We start from the raw sequence: 21,632 nt of genomic DNA, 5'->3' as shown, positions 1-21,632 counted from the left end.
TTAAACAAATAAGAAATCCCGATATATAAGCTACCGGGATTTTGTTTTATGGCATTTCTTCCCGTCTATCGGGATTCGCAATCATTTGTTAGTTTTCAACCAACACCCAATCGCCTTTGGCCAATAAAGGTTCGGCTTGTTTGTATTTGAGGGTTTTGCTCTCGGCGGTAATCACGTGTTTGATGGTTACTTGGTCGTTACGGCCAATTTTGGGCCTGTCGCGCACAATGGTTTCCGTTACTTGGTGCTGCTGCTGGGTTTGTCCTGCTGAACGACTTTGTGCCGAACGCTCATCCAAATTAGGGATTTCGTCTTTTTGGATGTTTAATTTTTCCTGTTTGCGTTCTCTCGCTTCTTGAATGGTGTTTTGCGTTTCATGCGGTAATTCGCCCTTAAACAAGAAGGAAATCACATCTTTGTTTACCTCGTCTATCATCGCTTTAAACAATTCAAAGGCCTCAAATTTATAGATAAGCAGCGGGTCTTTTTGCTCGTGCACTGCCAATTGCACCGATTGTTTTAGCTCGTCCATTTTGCGTAAATGGGTTTTCCAAGCGTCGTCGATAATGGCCAGGGTGATGTTCTTTTCAAAATCGGTAATCAATTGTTTTCCGTTGGTTTCGTAGGCTTTTTCCAGGTCGGTTACCACGTTTAGGGTTTTAATGCCATCGGTAAACGGTACCACAATGCGTTTAAATTTATCGCGTTGGGTTTCATACACGTTTTTAATAACGGGAAAAGCTAAATCGGCATTACGCGCCATTTTGTCTTTGTAATATTCAAAAGCGGCCTTGTAAATTTTGGAAGTGATTTCTGGAGCCGATAGTTTTGCGAATTCAGCATCCGAAACGGGCGAACTCATCGAGAAATACCGAATCAGTTCAAATTCGAAGTTTTTATAATCGCTTGCTGTTTTATTGGTTTCAACAAGGCCTTCTGCGGTATCAAAAATCATGTTTGCCAAATCCACGCGCAAACGCTCGCCAAATAAGGCATGGTGGCGACGTTTGTAAACCACTTCGCGTTGGGCGTTCATTACATCGTCATATTCCAACAAACGCTTACGAACCCCAAAGTTGTTTTCCTCTACTTTTTTCTGGGCACGTTCAATAGATTTTGAGATCATGGAATGTTGGATCACTTCGCCTTCCTTCAAGCCCATGCGATCCATCATTTTAGCGATGCGCTCGCTACCAAATAAACGCATGAGGTTATCTTCCAACGACACATAAAATTGCGAGCTTCCGGGGTCGCCCTGGCGACCGGCACGACCGCGCAACTGCCTATCCACACGGCGCGAATCGTGGCGCTCGGTACCTACAATGGCTAAACCACCGGCTTTTTTTACGGCATCGGTTAATTTAATATCGGTACCACGACCCGCCATATTGGTAGCAATGGTTACTTGCCCGGGTTGGCCCGCTTCGGCAACAATGTCGGCTTCTTTTTTGTGCAGTTTTGCATTTAAAACGTTGTGCGGAATTTTGCGGATGGTAAGCATTTTTGCAAGCAATTCGCTTATTTCTACCGAAGTGGTGCCTATCAAAACAGGGCGACCTGCTAATGAAAGTTTGGTAACTTCATCGATAACGGCATTGTACTTTTCGCGTTTTGTTTTATATACCAAATCCTCCCTGTCATCGCGCACAATGGGGCGGTTGGTAGGAATTTCAACCACATCCAATTTATAGATTTCCCAAAACTCGCCCGCTTCGGTTACCGCTGTACCCGTCATGCCCGATAGTTTGCGGTACATCCTAAAGTAATTTTGTAGGGTGATGGTTGCAAAGGTTTGGGTGGCATCTTCAATTTTTACGTTTTCTTTGGCTTCAATGGCTTGGTGCAAACCATCGGAATAGCGGCGGCCATCCATGATACGGCCGGTTTGCTCATCAACAATCATTACTTTGTTGTCGATAACCACATATTGAATGTCTTTTTCAAATAATGCGTAGGCCTTTAATAATTGGTTAAGGGTGTGGATACGCTCTGATTTTACTCCAAAATCTTTATATAATTCTTCTTTTAACTTTGCTTCTTCGGCTAAAGGTAACTGTTGGCTTTCAATTTTGGCGATTTCAACACCAATTTCCGGCATGATGAAAAAGTTGGGATCGTCTTTTCCGGATAAGTATTCCACGCCTTTATCGGAAAGCTCAATTTGATTGTTCTTTTCTTCAATCACATAATACAGTTCGGCATCCACCTTTGGCATTTCGCGGTTGTTGTCCTGCATGTAATAGTTTTCGGTTTTTTGAAGCAATTGCTTTACGCCTTCCTCACTTAAAAATTTAATAAGGGCTTTGTTTTTGGGCATACCACGATACACGCGGAGCAATTGGAACCCGCCTTCTTTGGTATCGCCAGCTGCAATTAATTTTTTAGCTTCAGCCAAAACACCGGTTAAATACTTGCGCTGTACCGCAACAATATCATCAACCTTCGGTTTTAGCTCGTTAAACTCATGGCGTTCGCCTTGCGGAATGGGGCCCGAAATAATTAGGGGGGTACGGGCATCATCCACTAGCACCGAATCTACCTCATCTACAATCGCGTAGTGGTGCGGGCGTTGTACCAAATCGTTGGGCGAGTGTGCCATGTTATCGCGCAGGTAATCGAAACCAAACTCGTTGTTTGTTCCGTAGGTTATATCGGCGTTATAGGCTTTTTTTCGGGCTTCGCTATTGGGTTGGTGGTGGTCTATACAATCGACCGTTAACCCGTGGAATTGGAATATTGGCGCCATCCACGCGCTATCCCTTTTTGCCAAATAATCGTTTACCGTTACCAAATGGACCCCATTTCCCGAAAGGGCGTTGAGGTACATGGGTAGTGTGGCCACTAAGGTTTTACCCTCACCTGTTTGCATTTCGGCTATTTTGCCTTGGTGCAGGGCAATACCGCCAATAAGTTGCACGTCGTAATGTACCATGTCCCAGGTAATGGCTTTTCCCGCGGCATCCCAGGAGTTGGACCAGATGGCCTTATCATCATCCAGGGTAACATAATCGTTGTTGCCCGATAGTTCCCTGTCAAACGCGCTTGCGGTTACGGTAAGGGTGGTATTGTCCTTAAACCGTTTGGCCGTTTCCTTTATTACGGCAAAGGCTTCGGGCAGAATGTTGTTCAGAACGTCTTCGGTAATCTTGTAGGCATCATCCTTTAACTTATCAATGGCTTGGTAAATATCTTCTCGTCGGTCAATATCTTCGGTGTTTTCAGCTTCTACGAGCAGGCCATCTATTTGGTCGTTTATGGGCTTTATGGCTTCCGCAATGAGGGTTTTAAACTGCGCCGTTTTAGCGCGAAGTTCATCGTGGGATAACGCCCCAATGGCCGCTTCAAAGGTTTTGATTTTATTTAGGATAGGGGTGATGGCCTTTACATCTTGTTTTGATTTGTCGCCAACAAATACTTTTAGTACAGAATTTATAAAACTCATGGGTTTCTATTTTGTTACACTGGTTGTGTGGTTCTTTTTTTGGTGCTTCTTTTAAAAAAAGCATTCAAAGATACATTTTGTAATATGTTTTATTAAGATTAGAGAAAAAAAAAAGTCTCAAACCGAGACTTTTTAACTTTTCTTTATGCTTTATTAGTATTCATCCTCATTCCAAAGGTAATCTTCATCTGTTGGATAATCAGACCAAATTTCGTCAATGGAGTCGTAGGCATCACCTTCGTCTTCAATAGACTGTAAATTTTCAACAACTTCCAAAGGCGCACCGGTTCTAATGGCGTAATCTATTAGCTCGTCCTTTGTTGCTGGCCACGGCGCATCGCTTAAATACGATGCTAATTCTAAAGTCCAATACATGTTATATGCGTTTAAATTTTGTGCAAAAATAATTTTTTAGTTCAAACACACAAGGAAAAAATGAATTATTTAATTATTATTTTTAGGAACGTATGTTTTTATTGTTTAATTAACTGATAGCTAGTGTTTTAATTTATGGCGTTACCATCCCGATAGCTATCGGGAGGTCGGGCTTTACGTTGCAATCTTTTTTGCTTTTAATGGCAAAAAAGGATTTCCACTACAATCCCTAACGCAAATCACAATAAACATTCAAATTCACGTCAATGGTAGGAGGTACAACGAAGCAATCTGTTAATTAATAATTCCGATTCATGAGATTGCTTCGTACCTCTTAATGACGATACACTATTAATACTTCTTTTTAAACGTCGCACTTCCAACTTCACTGCTTCTCCGGAATCCACTTCACTTCAGGTGCTTGCAAGTCAAAAGTCAATTTTCGTGCCAATACAAACAAATAGTCAGATAGGCGATTTAAGTACATGATGGTATGCGGATCAATGGGTTCCACATCGTTAAGTGCCGTGGCTAAACGTTCGGCTCTTCGGCAAACACAACGCGCAATATGACAGAATGACACCGTTTGGTGTCCACCCGGCAGCACAAAATGCGTCATGGGTGGTAATGATTCGTTCATTGCATCTATTTCATGCTCCAATCGCTCAATATCTTCATCAGATATTTTAGGAATATTCAACCGTTCTTTCCCGTTTTTTAAAATGGCTTTATCGGGCGGGGTCGCCAAAATAGCGCCCACCGTAAAAAGTCGGTCTTGAACACGTATGAGTATATCTTTGTAATGCTGATTTATATCTTGGTCGCGAATTAAGCCTAAATAGGAGTTCAATTCATCAACGGTACCGTAGCTTTCAATACGGATGTGGTGCTTTGGTACGCGGGTGCCGCCAAATAATGCGGTGGTGCCTTTATCGCCTGTTTTGGTGTAGATTTTCATAACTTCAAAGTTAGAAGTAAAATATTAAAAGTTAAAAGTTTTTTGGTACGAATTCACGAATAATGATTTCTTTGAATTTTACCAAAGGTCAAGAAGCACACTCAAGGATTCTAAATCTTTCCTTTAGTATTCAAATGCTTGCTATTCCTGCGACGGTAGGCATCCAAAATAAAAGATGCTATTTACTAATTAAATTTAAATTTTAACAGGCGTTATAACAAAGTAAACGACTAGACAAAAATGGCTAAACCTTGGTGTTAACAACGACTCGTAATATATTTTTACACATTTTTTTTCCCAATAAACCTAATTACACTTGCTAATCCGTTGTGAAAACGTCCTTCATTTAATTCTATTTGTGTCTCTTCAAGTTCAATGATTTCAAAATTTTTGAAAGTGTCTTTAATTTCCTGCTTTGAAAACAACATTGCTCTTATTGCCGGACCTCCAATTTTAGGGTTCTTTTTGAGAAGTTCCAGATTATTAACACTAAAGCCTTCCAAAATCAGATACCCATTTGGTTTTATTAATTCAGCTAAATCCTTGTGTAATGTCTCTTTTTCGTTTTCTGGAAAATGAGCATAAATTAGCGCTAGAGCATCAAAACTATTTTTTTTAAGATTTAGCTGATTCAGCTCTCCAACCCTATAATCAATAGTCACATTTTCTGATTTAGCTAATTCTTTCGCTTTATTTTTTCCTGCTTCGCTAATGTCAAAAGCAAATACATTTAATCCTAATTTTGCGGCATAAACGGCATTTCTACCTTCTCCTTCGGCAGGTAGAAGTAGTTTTCCAGATACATTTAGTTTGTTGATGGTATTCTTAAAGAACACATTAGGGTTCTTTCCGTATGCGAATTCTTTTTTCTTATATCTGTTATTCCAAAATTCTTCCATATTGGTTTTTAAATTGCACATAACTAAAAAGACTATGAAATTATTTTAATGGTTTGCCAAAGTTAACGAAGTTATATTTTTTCTCTGAAAAGTGAAATAGAGTTTTTTTTAAACACCTAAACCCGAATAACAAAATGTTCTTTCAATTGTTCTTTCCTAAAAAAAACAATTCCCCAATAAAAGGTATCGATGGTTACCGTTACTTTTGGGTGTTTTTTGATGGTTTCCCAAGCTTCTGTCATGGGTTTCGACCAATAAATATCATCAAAAATAAACACCGAATCGTTATGTGCCGTTTGTAAAAGGGTTTCAAAATAATGTAAGGTAGCTTCTTTTGTGTGGTTACCGTCAAAAAAAACAAGGTCGTAGGGGTTTGGTTTTAGTTTTTCAATGGCATCATTAAAATTTCCTGTTATTAAATGAATGTTTTTTAATGAATGTTTTTCAAAATTAGCTTTCGTAAAATTTGAAATATTCGGGCAGCCTTCAATGGTGGTAATGCGGGCTTCAGGATTTGCCAAACTTATAGCATGAGTTGCAATGCCAAGGGAAGTGCCTAACTCCAATACGGCATTTGGTTTAAAATAGGCGACGAGCCGGTATAAAAGTTCGGCTCTTTTTAGGGTGGTGCCAGCGTTTTTGGCAATTTCTGAAACGCGGCGTTCCCGTTGTTTGGTAAGGTTGGAGCCTGCGCCTAAATCGGTTACAATTAGCTGGGTTTTGTTTTTAAGAAGCTGCTTTTTATGGTTGTGAATGTTTTTATATGCTTCATAATTAGTTTTGTCGTAAAAACAGTTGCTCACCAAATGATAAACAAAAGGGGAATGGACCCCGTGCTGGTTGGTCGATTTTAAGATGAAGTTTAGGTAAGCTTTAATTTGATACAGCATGCTTTGATGATTTGTTAGGAAGCTGTTCAATGAAAAAAAGAATCAGTTTTTAAGAAAAATCACTTTTTAATCATTTTTACAATACTTCCAAGTAATTTAAACAGTAATAGCGCCATAAAACCTACCAAAAGTCCTATAATAAAATCTTTAATAAAACTTGGAACCATTTCCATAAAATGGTGTAAAAACGCGATATTATGGGTAAAAATACCACCGGCCACCAAAATAAGGGCAATGGTGCCAATAACCGATAAACTTTTTATAACCCAAGGCAAGGCCCTAACCAGAAAATGACCGATGCCTGCAAAAAAGCCGTTTTTATTTTTGCTGTTTTTTATGAGCCTGAACCCTAAGTCGTCCATCCTAACAATCATGGCTACAATGCCGTAAACGCCAATGGTCGCTAAAATGGCAACAATGGAAACCACGAGCACTTGAAACAAGATAGGCTTACCCAATACGGTTCCTAATGCAATGATAACGATTTCAACCGATAGGATAAAGTCGGTTACAATGGCCGATTTTATCTTCTTTTTTTCGGCCGCCACAACATCTTCTTCCGCAAGGGGCTCCATTTTTATTTCTTTGGTTTCCTGTTTGTGTTTCCCAAAAGAGTGCACTATTTTTTCAACACCTTCATAAGCCAAATACACGCCACCCAATACCAAAATTAAGGTTACCGCCCATGGTAAAAAGGAACTGAGTAAAAAAGCAATGGGTAAAATAATGAGTTTGTTTAAAAACGAGCCTTTGGTGATGGCCCACAAAACGGGCAATTCTCTGGACGATACAAACCCGGTGGCTTTTTCGGCGTTAACCGCCAAATCATCCCCTAAAATACCCGCTGTTTTTTTGGTGGTAATTTTGCTCATAACCACCACATCGTCCATAAGTGCGCCAATATCATCTAATAATGCAAAAAAACCTGATGCCATAAATTGAATGTTGTTATTTTAATTTGGAAGCTAAATTATCGAAAATAGACATGCCAATATAAATTAAGATGATTACAGGAATGGCGGCAAATTGCATAAAAATTAAAGATAAAACACAAAGTATCAAGAAAATATAACGGGTGGCATTGGCCTTAAAACCCCAGTTTTTAAATTTAAGGGCAAATAATTTAATGTTTGCGTTTAAAAGATAGCAACTTAACAACGTTAAACACACTAAAAACCATTGGTTGATGATGATGGCGTTTAGATAATCGTTATTTTGAAATTCTATAATTAATGGCAGGGAAATTATCAATAAAGCGTTTGCAGGTGTTGGCAGGCCTTTAAAATAGGTTTGTTGGTCTTCGTCGATATTAAATTTTGCAAGTCGGTAGGCCGAAGCCAAAGTAATGCACAAGCCAACAACAGGCAAAAGGGGTAATTTTACACTGCTCCAATGGAAGGTTGAACTCCACTCGCTGGTCATTTCCGGTGCATCCAAGGTTAAAAAAAGCAGTTTGTACATAATAATTCCGGGCACAACGCCACTGGTAACCATATCGGCAAGCGAATCCAGTTGCACGCCCAGGTCGCTTTGTACGTTTAATTTTCTGGCTATAAAACCATCAAAAAAATCGAAAAATATACCGAGAAAAACAAATAATGCCGCCGCAACAAAATGGTTGTTTACGGCAAAAATAATGGCAATTGTTCCGCATAACAAATTCAAAAGGGTTAATACATTGGGTATATGCTGCTTCATGGCTTTAGTTTTAATCGTGTAAAAATAGCAAACAATTTTCGTCTAAAGCAATATCTGTGATAATTTCAAGTTTATAGGTTTATAAATTATGTGCATCTTTGTAAAAAAATTGCGATTGAGAATTTACATCACTGCATTAAGCTGTTTCATGGCGCTATCTGTTTCTAGTCAAACCGTTCGGAAATATTCCAACGAGTTTTTGAATATAGGCGTTGATGCCGCTGCTTTGGGCATGAGCAATGCCATAACGGCGCAAACGGCCGACGTAAATTCAAGTTATTGGAATCCTGCGGGCCTGCTGAAATTGGAAGATAGCCAACTGGCTTTGATGCACTCCAGTTACTTTGCCAATATTGCCAATTACGATTATGTGGCGTTTGCAAAACCCTTGGATAATGAAAGTGCCGTTGGCATCTCGCTAATCCGTTTTGCGGTTGATGATATTTTAAATACCACCCAACTTATTGACGACCAAGGGAATATAAAATACGACCGTATCAGTTTGTTTTCTACGGCCGATTATGCCCTAACCTTTTCGTATGCGCGTTCATTGCCCGTACGCGGACTCAATTATGGCGTGAATGCCAAGGTCATACGGCGCGTTATTGGCGATTTCGCATCGTCTTGGGGCTTTGGGTTTGATGCCGGCATACAGTTTGAAACCGATAACGATTGGAAATTTGGACTGATGGCGCGCGATATCACCACTACTTTTAATGCTTGGGCTATTGATAAGGATGCCTTTAAAAAAATACAGGATGCCGTAGCGGGCCAAAACCAAGAACTGCCCGAAACTACCGAAATTACCATTCCCAAACTACAAATGGGCGTTTCTAAATTGTTTGATTTTAATTTTGATTATACACTGTTGGCAGCGGCAAATTTGAATGTGCGCTTTGAACAGAATAACGATGTAATTTCCTCATCGTTCGCCAGTATCAATCCTGCTTTGGGCTTTGAATTTGGCTATATTGATATGGTTTATTTGCGTGCCGGTGTTGGCAATTTTCAAAATGAACTGCAAATAGACAGTACCGAAAAATTAACCTTTCAGCCCAGTTTTGGCGTTGGTTTTAAATACAATGGTATTCAAATAGATTATGCGTTTACCGATATTGGCGACCAAAGTGTGGCACTCTATTCCAATGTGTTTTCGTTAAAACTCGATTTTAGTATCTTTAGGTAAATTTTGCTACATGAAAAAAACAGTACTTTTTTTATTTCTTTTACTAGCTTCAAAACTAACATACGCACAGCAAAATATACTATCCGAACAAGCTGAAATGAGCGTGCTTACCATTGGCCCCGGTACCTCCTTAAACGATTCGTTTGGGCATAGTGCTTTCAGGATAAAAGATCCCGTAAAAGGTATTGATGTGGTTTTTAACTATGGTGTTTACGATTTTAACACGCCTCATTTCTATACCAAATTTGCCCAAGGAAAACTCAATTATTTAATGGGGTTGAATTATTACGAGGATTTTTTTGAAGCTTATACATCGCAAAACCGAAGCATCAAAGAGCAGGTTTTAAATCTATCACAAACCGAAAAACAGAAATTGTTCAATTATTTGCTAAACAATTACAGGCCAGAAAACCGTGCCTACCTTTACGATTTCTTTTATGATAATTGTGCTACCAAAATGAAGGATGTGCTTCAAAATGTTTTAAATAACGCCATTGTATTCAATAAGCCCCAAGATTTTCAGCCCAAAACCTTCCGAACCTTAATTCAAGAAAACCTTCATAAAAATTCATGGGGAAGTTTGGGTATTGATGTGGCATTAGGCTCGGTAATCGATAGAAAAACATCTGCCGAAGAAGAAATGTTTCTTCCGGAAAACATCCATAAATTCTTTGAAATAGCACGCATAAAAAACACCAATAAACCGTTGGTTAAAGAAAATAAGGTGCTTTATAAAGCGGTGCCTATACCAAAACCAACCGATTTTTTCACCAGTCCATTGGTCGTTTTTGGAATTATCGGTCTTTTTATTCTTTACAGAACCTATACTGATTTCAAAAAACATACACGCAGTAGGTGGCTAGATGTTACTTTGTTTAGCATAACGGGACTTGTGGGTATTTTAATTTTACTACTGTGGTTTGCAACCGACCACAAGGGCACGCACCAAAATTACAATCTGCTTTGGGCTTTTGTGCTTAATATTTTTGTAATGGGTCAAGTGGTTCGGGTAAACCCAAGCGCATGGTTTGTGCGTTATTTAAAGTTTTTGGTAATTCTGCTGTGCTTATTAACCTTTCATTGGATTGTGGGCGTACAGGTTTTTGCCATTGGATTGATTCCTTTATTGATAGCGTTGTTGGTAAGGTATGTGTTTTTGATTGGCTTTTATAAAGCAGATAGTATTGAACTTTAACATTAAGGTTTTGATGGCGGAAGAAGCATCCTGATAGCTTCCAAAACTACCACTTATTTTCTCGCAAAGGCGCAAAGGTTTTTTTAAAACGGGAGACGGTTGAACAATAGAAAAAAGTCATAATAGAAACCCCAAACCCAACTACTGCCCCCTATAAAAAATCATGGTGCTAAGGGTTTTAATAAAAATATTAACATCCAACAAAAAGCTACGGTGCTTAATATAATACAGGTCGTATTGCAGTTTAAGCAAGCTATCATCTACCGAAGATCCGTAACGGGTTTTTACTTGCGCCCAACCTGTAAGTCCGGGTTTTACGATGTGGCGGGTTTCATAAAAGGGTAGTATTTGCGATAATTGCCTAACAAAGTGCGGGCGCTCGGGTCGGGGCCCAATCAAGCTCATGTCGCCTTTTAGGATGTTTATAAATTGCGGTATTTCGTCCAGCCGGGAATTTCTTAAAAATTTACCAAATGGCGTAATGCGCACATCGTTTTTTTTTGCCCAAACCGCACCACCGGTTTCGGCGTTTTTTATCATGGTGCGAAATTTTATGATTTTGAAAAGGTTGCCGTTTTTACCAATGCGTTCTTGCGAATAGAAAAGCGGGCCGCGGTTGCCAAATAAATTTCCTATTAAAACCAAAGGAACCACCAGGAGGCCGAATAAGAGTCCAATAACGGCTATCGATAAGTCGAACAAACGCTGAAAAAACAAATACAACTTATTGTGGTTGCTTCGGCTAAACGGAAAATAGCGGTAAAAATCCTTGCCAACAAATTGAACCGGAACGCGTTGCATCATATCTTCATAAACCCGTGTGTATTCTTTTATGGGAAAGCCACCTTCCAAAAGGGTGATGAGGTCTTTGTAAATTTCAGGAGTGATTGAACTTGAGTGATAACTGGCTATAACAATTTCCGAAATGTGTTCCTCTTTTATAACCTGATAAATTTGTTTGGGGCTGTATTCAATAATGCCTTTAAATTTAATTTTATCCTGTTTTTTGTGCTCACAATTAATAAAACCGATGATTTTGTAATTGGGGTCGGCATTTCCAAAGGCTTCAATAATGGCTTCAATGTTCGATATTTCGCCCACAATAAGTACTTTTTTGTAAAACCGTGGCGATACAATAAACGTTACATAGGCCATGCGCCATACGAACAGCGCAAAGAGGATGGCAAAATAAAAGTAGATAATCTGAAGCCGGTTATCGGGCAAAATGGGGGTGAAAAAGGGCGTTAACAAATAGAATAAAACCGTAACCGAAGCAGTAAAAACAATGCTTGTGGCTATTTTTTCAATCTTGCTCGATTTTTGTAAATCGTACAGCTCGAAAATAGTACCAAATATGGAGATGTACAAAATAAGCACAAATGCCCACCGCCAATTTTCCTGGTTGATGGTAAAGTAATCAAAATCGAAGGTATTGCTTACAAAGTAGAGAACGGCAAGTATGGAAATGACGTCGAAAATGCGCAACAAGACCTTGCGTTCTGAAATCTCGAAATGAATCCCTTTTTTCGACATTGTTGTAGTTTATGTGTTGAGAGGTTATAAAGATACTAAGTTAATTATAGATATTTCTAATTTTGAAGCATACTAATCCATAACTTTTTAACAACGTTCCAATCATAGGCCGTTACTTTGTTTCTGGCGTTCTGCATCATTTTATGGGCAGTTTCCGTATTGGCCAGTATTTTTTTTATGGCTTCCACAAAGGCGTTTTCATCATTTGCAGGCACCAAAATACCTTCTTTTTCATGTTCAATTAAATAGGGCAAACCACCCACGTTCGTACTGATAATGGGCAACCCCAAGGCCATGGCCTCTATAACGCTTACGGGCATATTATCAAAATTGCTGGTGTTTATAAATAACGTATAATTTTCAGAAAGGGCTATCCACTGGGGTTTTGTTAGCTTGCCCGTAAAGTGCACATCAACCCCTAACGTTTGCGCATAGCTTTTGGTTTTTTGTAACGAGCCATCGTTATCGGGCCCTACCATACATAAGCTTGCCGGTATGTGTTCATCGCGTAAGGCCTTAACTATTTTTACAGCCAACATCGGATTATAAATTTCTGAAAACGAGCGCACCCAAAGTAATTTTATGGTTTTGAAATCGCGTTGTTTAAAAGTGTAATGTTCTAGGTGGATGCTATTAGGAATACAGATGCAGTTTGAATAGCCAAGGGCTTTAAATTCGGATACCATATATTCTGAAGGCGCCACATTTATAAAGGCATGTTTAAACAGCGCTTTTGATAATCTGGGGCTTGTTTTTAAACGGTTTGGTAAATGGCCACCATGTAAAATGGGAATGTATTTTAAATGAAAAACACGACATAGTTGACTGCTTAAATAGGCATAATAAAAGTTTTGGGTAGAGTAGGTGTCAATTAAAACATAATCGGCTTTTTTGCAGTGCTTCATTACAGCAAAAAGCATATCGAAAAGCCGTAATAATTTGTTTTTTTTGTTGGAAGACACAAAAACGCTAAAGCCTTCCTGCCTTAATGCGCCGCTTAAGGTTTCGATGGTTGTTTGGGTTTTGCCTGTTTCAGACAGATTGTTTCCTAGGTACAGAAGGTTTTTCATAGGTGATGGTTAACAAACAAAGGCCGTATATAAAAGCGGGTGCCGCAATGCGCATGGCGGAATGGTTGATGGTTAACAGCCAAAACAAATAAAATGAATAGAAAAAAAGGTTGGTTTTGTTTTTCAATCGAAGCAGCAAAGGGGTAAATAACAGTATGAGGAAAGCAAACACCCCAAACAGTCCGTGTTCTGCAACAATACGGCTCATTTCGTTGTGCGATGCGGCCTCAACGCCTGTTTCGTTTAAACGGACTTCTTTCACCTTGCCCACACCAATTCCTAAAAACGGATGGTCTATAAACTCATTAAACTCAAACGTCACCAGGTCGGTCCTACCGGTGGTAACGTCTTCTTTTTCACGGCCTGCCGCATCTTGGTTGGCATAACGCTTTTCAATAAAACCACTGGTTTGGAATGAACTGTACGCCCATGTAAAAAATACCATGATTAAAAATACAACCAACGAAAGTTTTATTCGGAACTTGGTTTTTAAGTTCACTTTTAAGTAATAAATGCCTATAAAAAACACTATCATAAGAATGGCCGTTAACACGCCGCCACGGCTAAAGGTTATTAACGCCCTGTAGGTTAAAATACCCAATAAAAACAAATCGATAAGCCTGTAAAGTAGCCCTTCTTTCGACATGAAAAAGCGCGTTGCCAACACAAACATGCCCATACCTAAAACGGTTGCCACTTGGTTAGGGCCAAAACCACCCGAGGTCGCAAAGTTCGACTCGGTGCTTGTAATGGCTTCCTGTAAATTGGGGGTATATAAAAACAAATAAAACGTCATGCTTACCAAAGGGAGCAATAAAGCAAGTAAAACCATTTTCATTTGGTTAAAAGTTATGGAACGTTTGTAACAAAAAATGGCAGTAATGCCCAAACAAATGGGGCCGCTTAAATTAAAAGCAATGGCTTTTCTAATATTGGTCTCAAAGCCCATTTCAGAAACCGCCACAAAAATACCCGGTATCAACAGCAAAATATAGAACACATATACCAAAGCCTTGTTTGAAAAACTATTGCTTATTAAGCCAATTACCATCAAAACAATAACCAAGTACTTAATGGCCTCGTAGGCAATCGTACCATCGTTCATTCTTAAAAACACTTCGGCCCCTATAAGGTACGCACAAGCAAACAGCACATAAAAGGACTTGATTTTTTTGGGTGCCATTAAAATTTTATAGCCAAAGAATGGTGTAATAATTAAAAAATAGGCGAGTGCCAAGGGTTTAAACAGATACACCCCCAAGGCCAAACCAAGGTGGAAAATGAGGAGCTTAAAATAAACCGACAGCTTCATTTTTTTTGCAAATTGTAAATATTAAGCAGTGTTTTTACTGCATGTGCTTCTGAAAAAGTTGATAATACTTTTAAATTCAGGTTTTCGGCAACTTGAGCCCTCAAATCTAAATCATTCATATAAGTTATTAAAGCTTCGGCCAAAACTTTTGGGTTTTCCGCCGAAATCAATAAACCTTCATTGGCATTTGAAATCACTTTGTTGCAATCGCCCACATTCGTAGCAACTACGGGTAACTTCGCCAACCCATACTCTAACAGCGCCAAAGGCAAACCTTCCGATTTTGAAGCGAGTACGCCTAGGGTGCTTTGGTTCAGGATGTTGAAGGTATCAACACAGCTTCCATAGAAAAAAACGTGGTTTTCTAAATGATTGCTTTCAATGAAATTTTTAATGCCATGATAATAGACATCTTCATCATAATGGCCAACTAAATGCAAAGTCCAATCGGCATGAAATTTATGAACTGCCTTAAATGCTTCCAACAAATTTAGGTGGTCTTTATCGGGTCTTAAATTCGCTAGGCACACCATGCGTTTACCGGTTTTACCCAAAAGCGTCGTGAATTTTAATGAAGGGTCGAGATGCGGGTAGTTGGGCAAAACGTACACTTTTTTAGTAAAAAGCTTGGTTTCGCATCGTACTTTTAATGCAGCGTTTACCACGAGGATACCTGAAAAAAAGTAAGAACAAATTTTTAAAATGAATTTAGCTGTGGTTGAAGTCTGTTCTCGGTTTCCATAGTGTTCATGCCAAATTAATTTAAGTTTCGGAGTTAGAATTTTAACAAGGGTCGCTATGAAAAAAGAAGAACCATGTGCATGAATGAGGTCTATTTTATTGTTTTTAATAAAGGCATGAAGCGTTTTGATGGCCTTTAGGTCGAAGGTTGATTGTTTGTTTAAAAATAAATAGGAAACGTTTTTTGAAAGGCTGTCCTTTAGCACACCTTCCTCTCGGGTAGCGCACAAATGCGATGTTTTGATGTGCGAAACCAGTGCGTTGGCATAATTTACCGCCACCCGCTCTGCGCCACCGGCATTTAGGGAATCTATAAGCTGTAAAACGTTCATAACGGTTTCAATAATTTAGAAATTTCAGTTTCAAAAACGTCTAATGTATAGGTTTGCGACCAGTTTGAAGCGTTTTTGCTCATAGATTTTAGGGTTTCTGCATCCTTAAGGGCATCCAAAATGGTTGCAAGGGCTTTTTGTAAATCGGCTTCAATTAAAATGCCCCTGTTGCCAAAATCGAGCATGTAAGGCACGCACGAAACGGGCGTTGCCAAGGGTATGGCACCAAAAAACATGCTCTCGGCAAGTGCTTTGGGCCACCCTTCCGATTTGGATGGCAAAAGGGAAAAGTGGGCCGATTTTAGAGCTTCTTTAATCACGTTTTTCGATTGGTTGCCATGTAAGGTAACCATTTTTTCAAGACCTTGTTGGGTTATGTAACGTTGAAGGGTTTCTTTTAAAACACCGTCGCCATACATGTCCAAAAACACAGGTTTACCTTGTTGGTGCAGTGCTTCTATAATTTGAATGGCCAATAACGGGCGTTTGCCTTCCGTTAGGGTGCCAGCAAATACAACATTTAGGTTACCAGCATAATTTCGGGTATGGGGCGTTTCTCTTTCGGTGTTTGAATAGGTTGCCGTAAAGAACGGTTTGATATTCTTCGATTGGTTTTTCCATTCGCCATATACTAAAACCGTCATGTTTTTGCTTAAAAGGGTGTTGCTTAATAGCCATTTTTGCAGTTTGTAACTTAGGGGTTGCTTTGCTCGGGGGTCCCAATTGCCTGCATATTTAGCGGTTTTTATCTTCTTCGGAAAAAAAATCTGGACAAAACAGCCCATTAAGCCAATATTTCCGGGGCACCTTAAATGGATGTGGTCTGCTTTTTTGGAGGCTTTATATAGTTTGAAAAAAATTATAGGAAGTTTAAATAGCGAACGGAATGTTTTAGTGAAAGATGTAAAAGCCAAGGATGGAACCTCTGTTAGCACTAAGTTTTCATGGTGGTAGGCCGTTTCTATGTTTGAAATAGCACCATAAACCAAGGGTGCCACAATTTCTACGGTATCCACATGGTTTAGCCATAAATTCATTTCACGTACATAGGGCGCATAACTAAAGAGCTGTTGGTCTTTGGTTTTGTGCAAGGCATGGGATATAATTAAAAACCTCATGGGGCCACTTTTGGTGCCTTAAAGATAAGCGAAAACCAGCCAACCACACGCCCAAAACTTTCGGTTAATGCCTCTTTTTTGTTTGAAGACGTGATGGCGTTAAGCAGCCTTAGTTTGGTTAGCAGTATGGCGGTAGCATGCCATTTGAATTGCGCTTTCAAAGAAGGATTGGGATATTTAACACGCCACACATACCAGCCATTTCTAATAACCATCTTGCCATACTTAAATTTGTTTGGGCGCCCCAAACCATCGTGATGGTGGGCTAGTTGTGCAGATGTGTTGATATATAGGGTACCTGTTTTTGCCAATCGCAACGAGAAATCGGCGTCTTCATACAGGCCGTAACCTTCAAAATAGGTTGAAAATGCCATCTTATCAAAAACGTTTTTTCTATAAGAGGAAACCCCGCCCATAAGTTGTTCTACGCGATACGTTTTTCCAGAAGGTGGTAAAAAGCTAACAGAGCGTCCGTGTGAAAACGTAGGCATAAAACCAGGTTCGGTATCGGGTAACAATCCAAAAAAACGACGTATTTTAAATCGGGATGGTTCCGTGCGTTGCCAACCATCATAATAAAAATGGTTTCTATCTTTTGGCAACAGTTCCTTTTCCCAGCTTACTTCATTTGAAATGTAGCCACCAACCGCCAAAGCATCTGGTTTTTCCGTGTAAGTTTGTATTAAATTTTCAAAATAATGGGCATCCAAAATAATATCATCATCCAAAAAACACACAATTTCTGAAGATTTTGAAACCTGTTCAATTCCAAAATTGCGCTGTTTGGTCAAGCCTCTGTGTAACGCATCAACTTTAAAATAGTTTAAATTTTTAAATGGATGTTGCTTTAAAATACTTTCGGTTTCGTTATTGGTAGAGCCGTCTATAATTAGAATTTCATTTGGATAAAGCGTTTGTTTCGCCACCGAGTGTAACAAGTTTAGCAACGGTTGTGGGCGCATGTAGGTGCAAACTATTAAAGTAAAATCCTTCATTATCAGTGTGTTCTCTTGCCTAGAGCCATTAATTTTTTAGCATAAAATACCGACTTGTTAAACTGTAAAAGTCGCATGGGGAATTTTAATAACCGTAATGGGATTTCCACCAACTTTGCTTTTGTAAAATAGAATACAAAATACTTGATTTTATATTCTTTTCGTTGGTTTTCGTTAAAATGTTTAAACAACTGGTACATAATGGTAGGGCTTGGTATAGGCACAATCCATTTTACGGGCGTATTCAATTCCCAAGGTTGCGGTTTGCGTTTTTTTCCTTTAATTCCGGCTTGTTGCCCCCAAAAGCGATACCCACCTACTGGTGGTTTTAAGTGCAAATTTACCGAGAACGGGTTGTGCAGAACGGTGACGCCCAATTTGGTAATGGACAGACCAAAATCGCTGTCCTCACCATAACCGCCATCATAGTTGATGTCGTTTCCAATTAATAAATCCACCACACGTTTGGAAACGCAGGAATTGGCATTGCTAAACGATTGTGCAGCCCCTACTTTCCATCGCGCATCACCCAATGCTTTTAATTTTTCATCTAAATCGGTTAAGGTTTGTTGTTGATGGTCGGCACGAATATCCAACCCGTTGCAGGCTTCGGCCTTGTAGGTTTGCAATAATCGAAGATGGTTTTCAATAAATTGCGGTTGAATGCGAATATCATCATCACCAAAAACAATATAATCGCCCGTACACAAATCAATCGCTTCATTTCGTGCCCTACAACTGCCTTTGGTGGTTTGCCATTTAAAAACCGTTTTAAACGAATAGTTTGTTGCATTATAAAGTGAGGCATCCCGGGCTTTTTCAGGGGTTGCATCTACCACAACCACTTCATAAGGTTTGTAGGTTTGTTGTTCTAAATCGTTCAGTAGGTTGCGCGTGAACTCTTGGCGCATCATGGTAGGGATGATGTAACTTACTTTAGGAGTTCCTTCAATGGGCTTTAGCTCGCGGGGTTGTAGAATCGTTTGTTTGTCCTTGAACTTAAAGTTGCGACTTGCAAAGCCGTAGGCAGAACGTTCGTTAGGTTTCCAAAATCCGCGTCGCAGCAACATATAAATGGCGTGCGACCGTTTGAAATTTTTAATATAAAACGTATAAATGTCTTTTGTTGATAGGTTTACGTTTTCAATAGTAGCATCAAACAAGCCTTTTACATACAAAGGAATGGCACCTTGATAGCGTAAAGAGTTAAAGCCCAAATCGAAGGCCGACATTTGTAGGTTTTCATAGTCCAAATCAAAACCAGCAAAGGTGTCCCAAACCTCTTTTCTAATGGCAAAGGCGTGTGGGTTGATGCGCCAGCTAACGCATTTTTCAAGGTTTTCAAAATCGTTGGCATACCAAAAATACACCACTGTTTGATAGATAATTTCGGGGAACGCATTTTTATACCCTTGGTCCAAACTACTGTGCCAAATGCTGCCCTCGCCTAATGCAAGCTCGTTAAGCAGGTTCAAATTTGGGTTGCCACTATATAATATAACGGTGCCGTTTGGTGTAATGTGTTGTTTTTGAGGTGTCAAGATTTTTAAGGATTTATATGATAAAAAATGACATACTATTTTTAATTATACTGGTTTGACAAGTGCTAATTTAAACCTTTGAGGTCTTAAAAGTTAACGTACATGGCCAAATAAAGTGTTGGTTTTTATTATTTGCTCACTATGGATTTATAAAAAGCAACCGATTGGTTTGCTACCAAATCATGGCCGAATGTTGTTATTACTTTTTCTCTGGCGGCCGTACCAAATTGTTTTCGTTTTTCTTCATCAGCCAACAAATCCAAAATGCGTTCAGCATAATTTTTATGCTCCTTTGGGTGCACCAAATAACCTTCCTTACCATCTGCAATCACCTCCGTTGCCCACCCAATGTTGGATGCCACTATGGCTTTTTCCAGGGCCATCGCTTCCAACCACGATACGGGCAATGCTTCTGCAAAGGTAGGAAATACACAAACGGTGGCGGCCTGAATTAAATCTTGTATTTTAGAATACGGTACCGCGCCTAAATACTGTACTTTTTCAAAAGCCGATGCATCAAAAAGCGGCTTCATAAGTTCCCAGGTTGAAGCAGAACCCGTTTTAACATCGCCACTATCCTTACCAACAAGAATTAAAGTGACATTTTTATTGGCTTTGTGAACAAGATTGAAAATTTCCGGCAATTCCAAAAGCCCTTTTTTGCGAATGAGCGTGCCAAAATAAAGGAGCGATACATTTTTGCTTTCAAAGTGTTTTGGTTGGAATAAAGATGCATCAACGCTGTTGGGAATTACGGTAAAAGGCTTGTTGAGCCCGAATAATTGATTGGTTAACTGGCCCGTAAAGGCACTAACACTTATAATGCCATTGGCTTGTTGAAGTGCCCGTTTTTCCAAAAACTTGTTTTTAAACTTAACGGGGCGTTGGTCTAAATGGCAAAAATAGGTATCACTGCCATTTTCACGAATAATCAATGGGCACTTCGGTTTTATAAAAGCGGTAAACCCCGTCCAATCGGGGGCTTCAACCAGGTTTATTTTTCCTTTTTTATATAATGAATTTAGCAACCGTTCTACTTTTTTTTGGGTAAAAAGGAGCGATAAGCCCTTTACTTTAATGTTTTTTATCTTATAAAAATGGATACCTTCATCAGTAAAATAATCGTCTGTTTCCTGTCCGTAAACCAAAATAGAAATGGTGTGCCCCATAAGGGTTAAGGCCTTCGCCAAACTTAAAATACTGGTGCCAATACCACCGGCCTTTCCTGTTTTGGGATGTGGGTATTCGGGGGTTAGGAAGGCTATTTTCATATATATAAAAGTTTAATATGATTTTCAACCATCAAACCAATGGAGAATTTGTTTTCAATCAACATTCTGGTGTTTCCTGAAATCGCTTTTTTCCCTAGTAACATGTCAATCAATAAATTTGATAAGGCTTTGCTGTTTTTTGTTTCATAAATAAAGCCGTTTTCGTTAGGTATTATAACCTCAGTATTGCCTCCAACGGGCGTTGTGATTACCGGAATATTTGCTGCCAAACTTTCCAGAATGGATAAGCTAAAGCACTCCATGTGCGTTGGTTGAATCAAATAATCGTAATTTTGATACAGTTCATTCACATTGGAACGACTGCCCTTAAAATTGAAATTCGCTTCAAGCGCATAGGTTGAAACAAGCTCAAGCAAATCGTTTTTATACGGCCCATCACCATAGATGTCGATTTTTAAATGTGGTTTTAAATCTTCAGGAAACAAATGAACGGCTTTAATTAAATCTTGAATACCTTTTGAAAATCGCAAGTGGGAAACCACTAAAAATTTGGGGTTTATTTTACGTCTTTCAGTTGTTTTCGGAATGATATCATCCATCAAAACACCGTTGTAAATTGTGCGTGTTTTGGCCTGTAAAAAGCTGCCAAAATCGTGTAAAATAGCTTGACTGGTATAATTGGAAACGCCAATAAATTGGTCGATATATTTTGAATACAACACCCCTTTTAATCGCTTTTTAAGTCGTTTTTTTAATGCATAACCACCCAACGGACGTGGATTGTGATCTACTGCAATCACTTTTGCAGTTTGATTTTTTTTGACTTCAGCAAAGAACGACGTACACAGTTCCACAAAATGGGTGATGATGTGCGAGTAGGTAACCGTTTGGTTTTTAATATGATGGATAAAATGTTTCTCTAAAGTTTTGTTTTCAGAAGAAAAAATAGAGAATGTATGGTAATTGCCGTGTGAAGCCGTATTGGGGAAAAACCAATCGATTGCAATGTTCCTTTCCATGCACCTTTTTTGGAATGCCCAGAAAAAATAGTCCATACCGCCCACACGACTTTCAAGAAGCTGGTAGTTGCAGATGATGGCTATTTTTTTGGTCAT

General features: G+C 39.2%; 18 protein-coding genes. 2 read left to right on the top strand and 16 right to left on the bottom strand.

From position 1 onward, the window contains the following. Positions 1-88: 88 nt before the first annotated feature. The 7 genes from secA to GQO80_RS14230 all read right to left on the bottom strand — a co-directional run bounded on the left by secA (position 89) and on the right by GQO80_RS14230 (position 8,262). The gene (gene secA / locus GQO80_RS14260) at positions 89-3,442 is read right to left on the bottom strand and encodes a preprotein translocase subunit SecA (protein WP_157209042.1); all 3,354 of its coding nucleotides are present in this window, start codon (positions 3,440-3,442) and stop codon (positions 89-91) included. 153 nt (positions 3,443-3,595) lie between these two features. Continuing rightward, complete coding sequence (locus GQO80_RS14255) at positions 3,596-3,817, bottom strand: DUF2795 domain-containing protein (RefSeq protein ID WP_044638512.1); 222 nt, start codon at positions 3,815-3,817, stop codon at positions 3,596-3,598. A 385-nt stretch (positions 3,818-4,202) separates the two neighbouring features. Further along, positions 4,203-4,775, bottom strand: coding sequence for a cob(I)yrinic acid a,c-diamide adenosyltransferase (locus GQO80_RS14250; RefSeq protein ID WP_157209041.1), 573 nt, complete (start codon positions 4,773-4,775; stop codon positions 4,203-4,205). Between the two features lie 281 nt (positions 4,776-5,056). After that, positions 5,057-5,674: a class I SAM-dependent methyltransferase gene (locus GQO80_RS14245; protein ID WP_157209040.1), complete on the bottom strand. Its 618-nt coding sequence runs from the start codon at positions 5,672-5,674 to the stop codon at positions 5,057-5,059. Positions 5,675-5,790: 116 nt separating this feature from the next. Then, a complete protein-coding gene (locus GQO80_RS14240) occupies positions 5,791-6,564 on the bottom strand; it encodes an O-methyltransferase (RefSeq protein WP_157209039.1) in 774 nt (257 codons plus the stop codon). A 59-nt stretch (positions 6,565-6,623) separates the two neighbouring features. Further along, positions 6,624-7,499: a DUF808 domain-containing protein gene (locus GQO80_RS14235; protein ID WP_157209038.1), complete on the bottom strand. Its 876-nt coding sequence runs from the start codon at positions 7,497-7,499 to the stop codon at positions 6,624-6,626. A 13-nt stretch (positions 7,500-7,512) separates the two neighbouring features. Then, complete coding sequence (locus GQO80_RS14230; protein WP_157209037.1) at positions 7,513-8,262, bottom strand: CDP-alcohol phosphatidyltransferase family protein; 750 nt, start codon at positions 8,260-8,262, stop codon at positions 7,513-7,515. 88 nt (positions 8,263-8,350) lie between these two features. Here GQO80_RS14230 and GQO80_RS14225 point away from each other — a divergent pair, with 88 nt between their 5' ends. Both GQO80_RS14225 and GQO80_RS14220 read left to right on the top strand, forming a co-directional pair. Next, positions 8,351-9,448, top strand: a complete 1,098-nt coding sequence (locus GQO80_RS14225) for a putative type IX sorting system protein PorV2 (RefSeq protein ID WP_449405565.1) — start codon at positions 8,351-8,353, stop codon at positions 9,446-9,448. Positions 9,449-9,458: 10 nt separating this feature from the next. Further along, complete coding sequence (locus GQO80_RS14220; protein WP_157209036.1) at positions 9,459-10,643, top strand: lipoprotein N-acyltransferase Lnb domain-containing protein; 1,185 nt, start codon at positions 9,459-9,461, stop codon at positions 10,641-10,643. Between the two features lie 141 nt (positions 10,644-10,784). Here GQO80_RS14220 and GQO80_RS14215 read toward each other — a convergent pair whose 3' ends face one another. The 9 genes from GQO80_RS14215 to GQO80_RS14175 form a co-directional block, all read right to left on the bottom strand. Then, positions 10,785-12,176: a sugar transferase gene (locus GQO80_RS14215; RefSeq protein WP_157209035.1), complete on the bottom strand. Its 1,392-nt coding sequence runs from the start codon at positions 12,174-12,176 to the stop codon at positions 10,785-10,787. Between the two features lie 56 nt (positions 12,177-12,232). Continuing rightward, a complete protein-coding gene (locus GQO80_RS14210) occupies positions 12,233-13,246 on the bottom strand; it encodes a glycosyltransferase family 4 protein (RefSeq protein WP_157209034.1) in 1,014 nt (337 codons plus the stop codon). Next, on the bottom strand, positions 13,209-14,558 hold the full coding sequence (locus GQO80_RS14205; protein WP_157209033.1) for an O-antigen ligase family protein: 1,350 nt from the start codon (positions 14,556-14,558) through the stop codon (positions 13,209-13,211). Before GQO80_RS14205 ends, GQO80_RS14210 begins: the two co-directional genes overlap by 38 nt. Next, entirely contained in the window at positions 14,555-15,631 is a 1,077-nt protein-coding gene (locus GQO80_RS14200; protein WP_157209032.1) for a glycosyltransferase, read from the bottom strand. The genes GQO80_RS14205 and GQO80_RS14200 overlap by 4 nt, the downstream gene beginning before the upstream one ends. Continuing rightward, complete coding sequence (locus GQO80_RS14195; RefSeq protein ID WP_157209031.1) at positions 15,628-16,749, bottom strand: glycosyltransferase family 4 protein; 1,122 nt, start codon at positions 16,747-16,749, stop codon at positions 15,628-15,630. The genes GQO80_RS14200 and GQO80_RS14195 overlap by 4 nt, the downstream gene beginning before the upstream one ends. Next, entirely contained in the window at positions 16,746-17,744 is a 999-nt protein-coding gene (locus GQO80_RS14190; protein ID WP_157209030.1) for a glycosyltransferase family 2 protein, read from the bottom strand. Before GQO80_RS14190 ends, GQO80_RS14195 begins: the two co-directional genes overlap by 4 nt. A gap of 2 nt (positions 17,745-17,746) precedes the next feature. After that, on the bottom strand, positions 17,747-19,285 hold the full coding sequence (locus GQO80_RS14185) for a glycosyltransferase family 2 protein (RefSeq protein ID WP_232333198.1): 1,539 nt from the start codon (positions 19,283-19,285) through the stop codon (positions 17,747-17,749). 128 nt (positions 19,286-19,413) lie between these two features. Next, positions 19,414-20,556, bottom strand: coding sequence for a glycosyltransferase family 4 protein (locus GQO80_RS14180; protein ID WP_157209028.1), 1,143 nt, complete (start codon positions 20,554-20,556; stop codon positions 19,414-19,416). Beyond that, entirely contained in the window at positions 20,553-21,632 is a 1,080-nt protein-coding gene (locus GQO80_RS14175) for a glycosyltransferase family 4 protein (RefSeq protein ID WP_157209027.1), read from the bottom strand. Before GQO80_RS14175 ends, GQO80_RS14180 begins: the two co-directional genes overlap by 4 nt.

It is taken from the genome of Mariniflexile maritimum (assembly GCF_009746565.1).
In the GTDB taxonomy this organism is placed as follows: Bacteria; Bacteroidota; Bacteroidia; order Flavobacteriales; family Flavobacteriaceae; genus Mariniflexile; species Mariniflexile maritimum.
The sequence above is the reverse complement of the archived record's forward strand: the minus strand, read 5'-3'. Positions and strand labels throughout refer to the sequence as shown.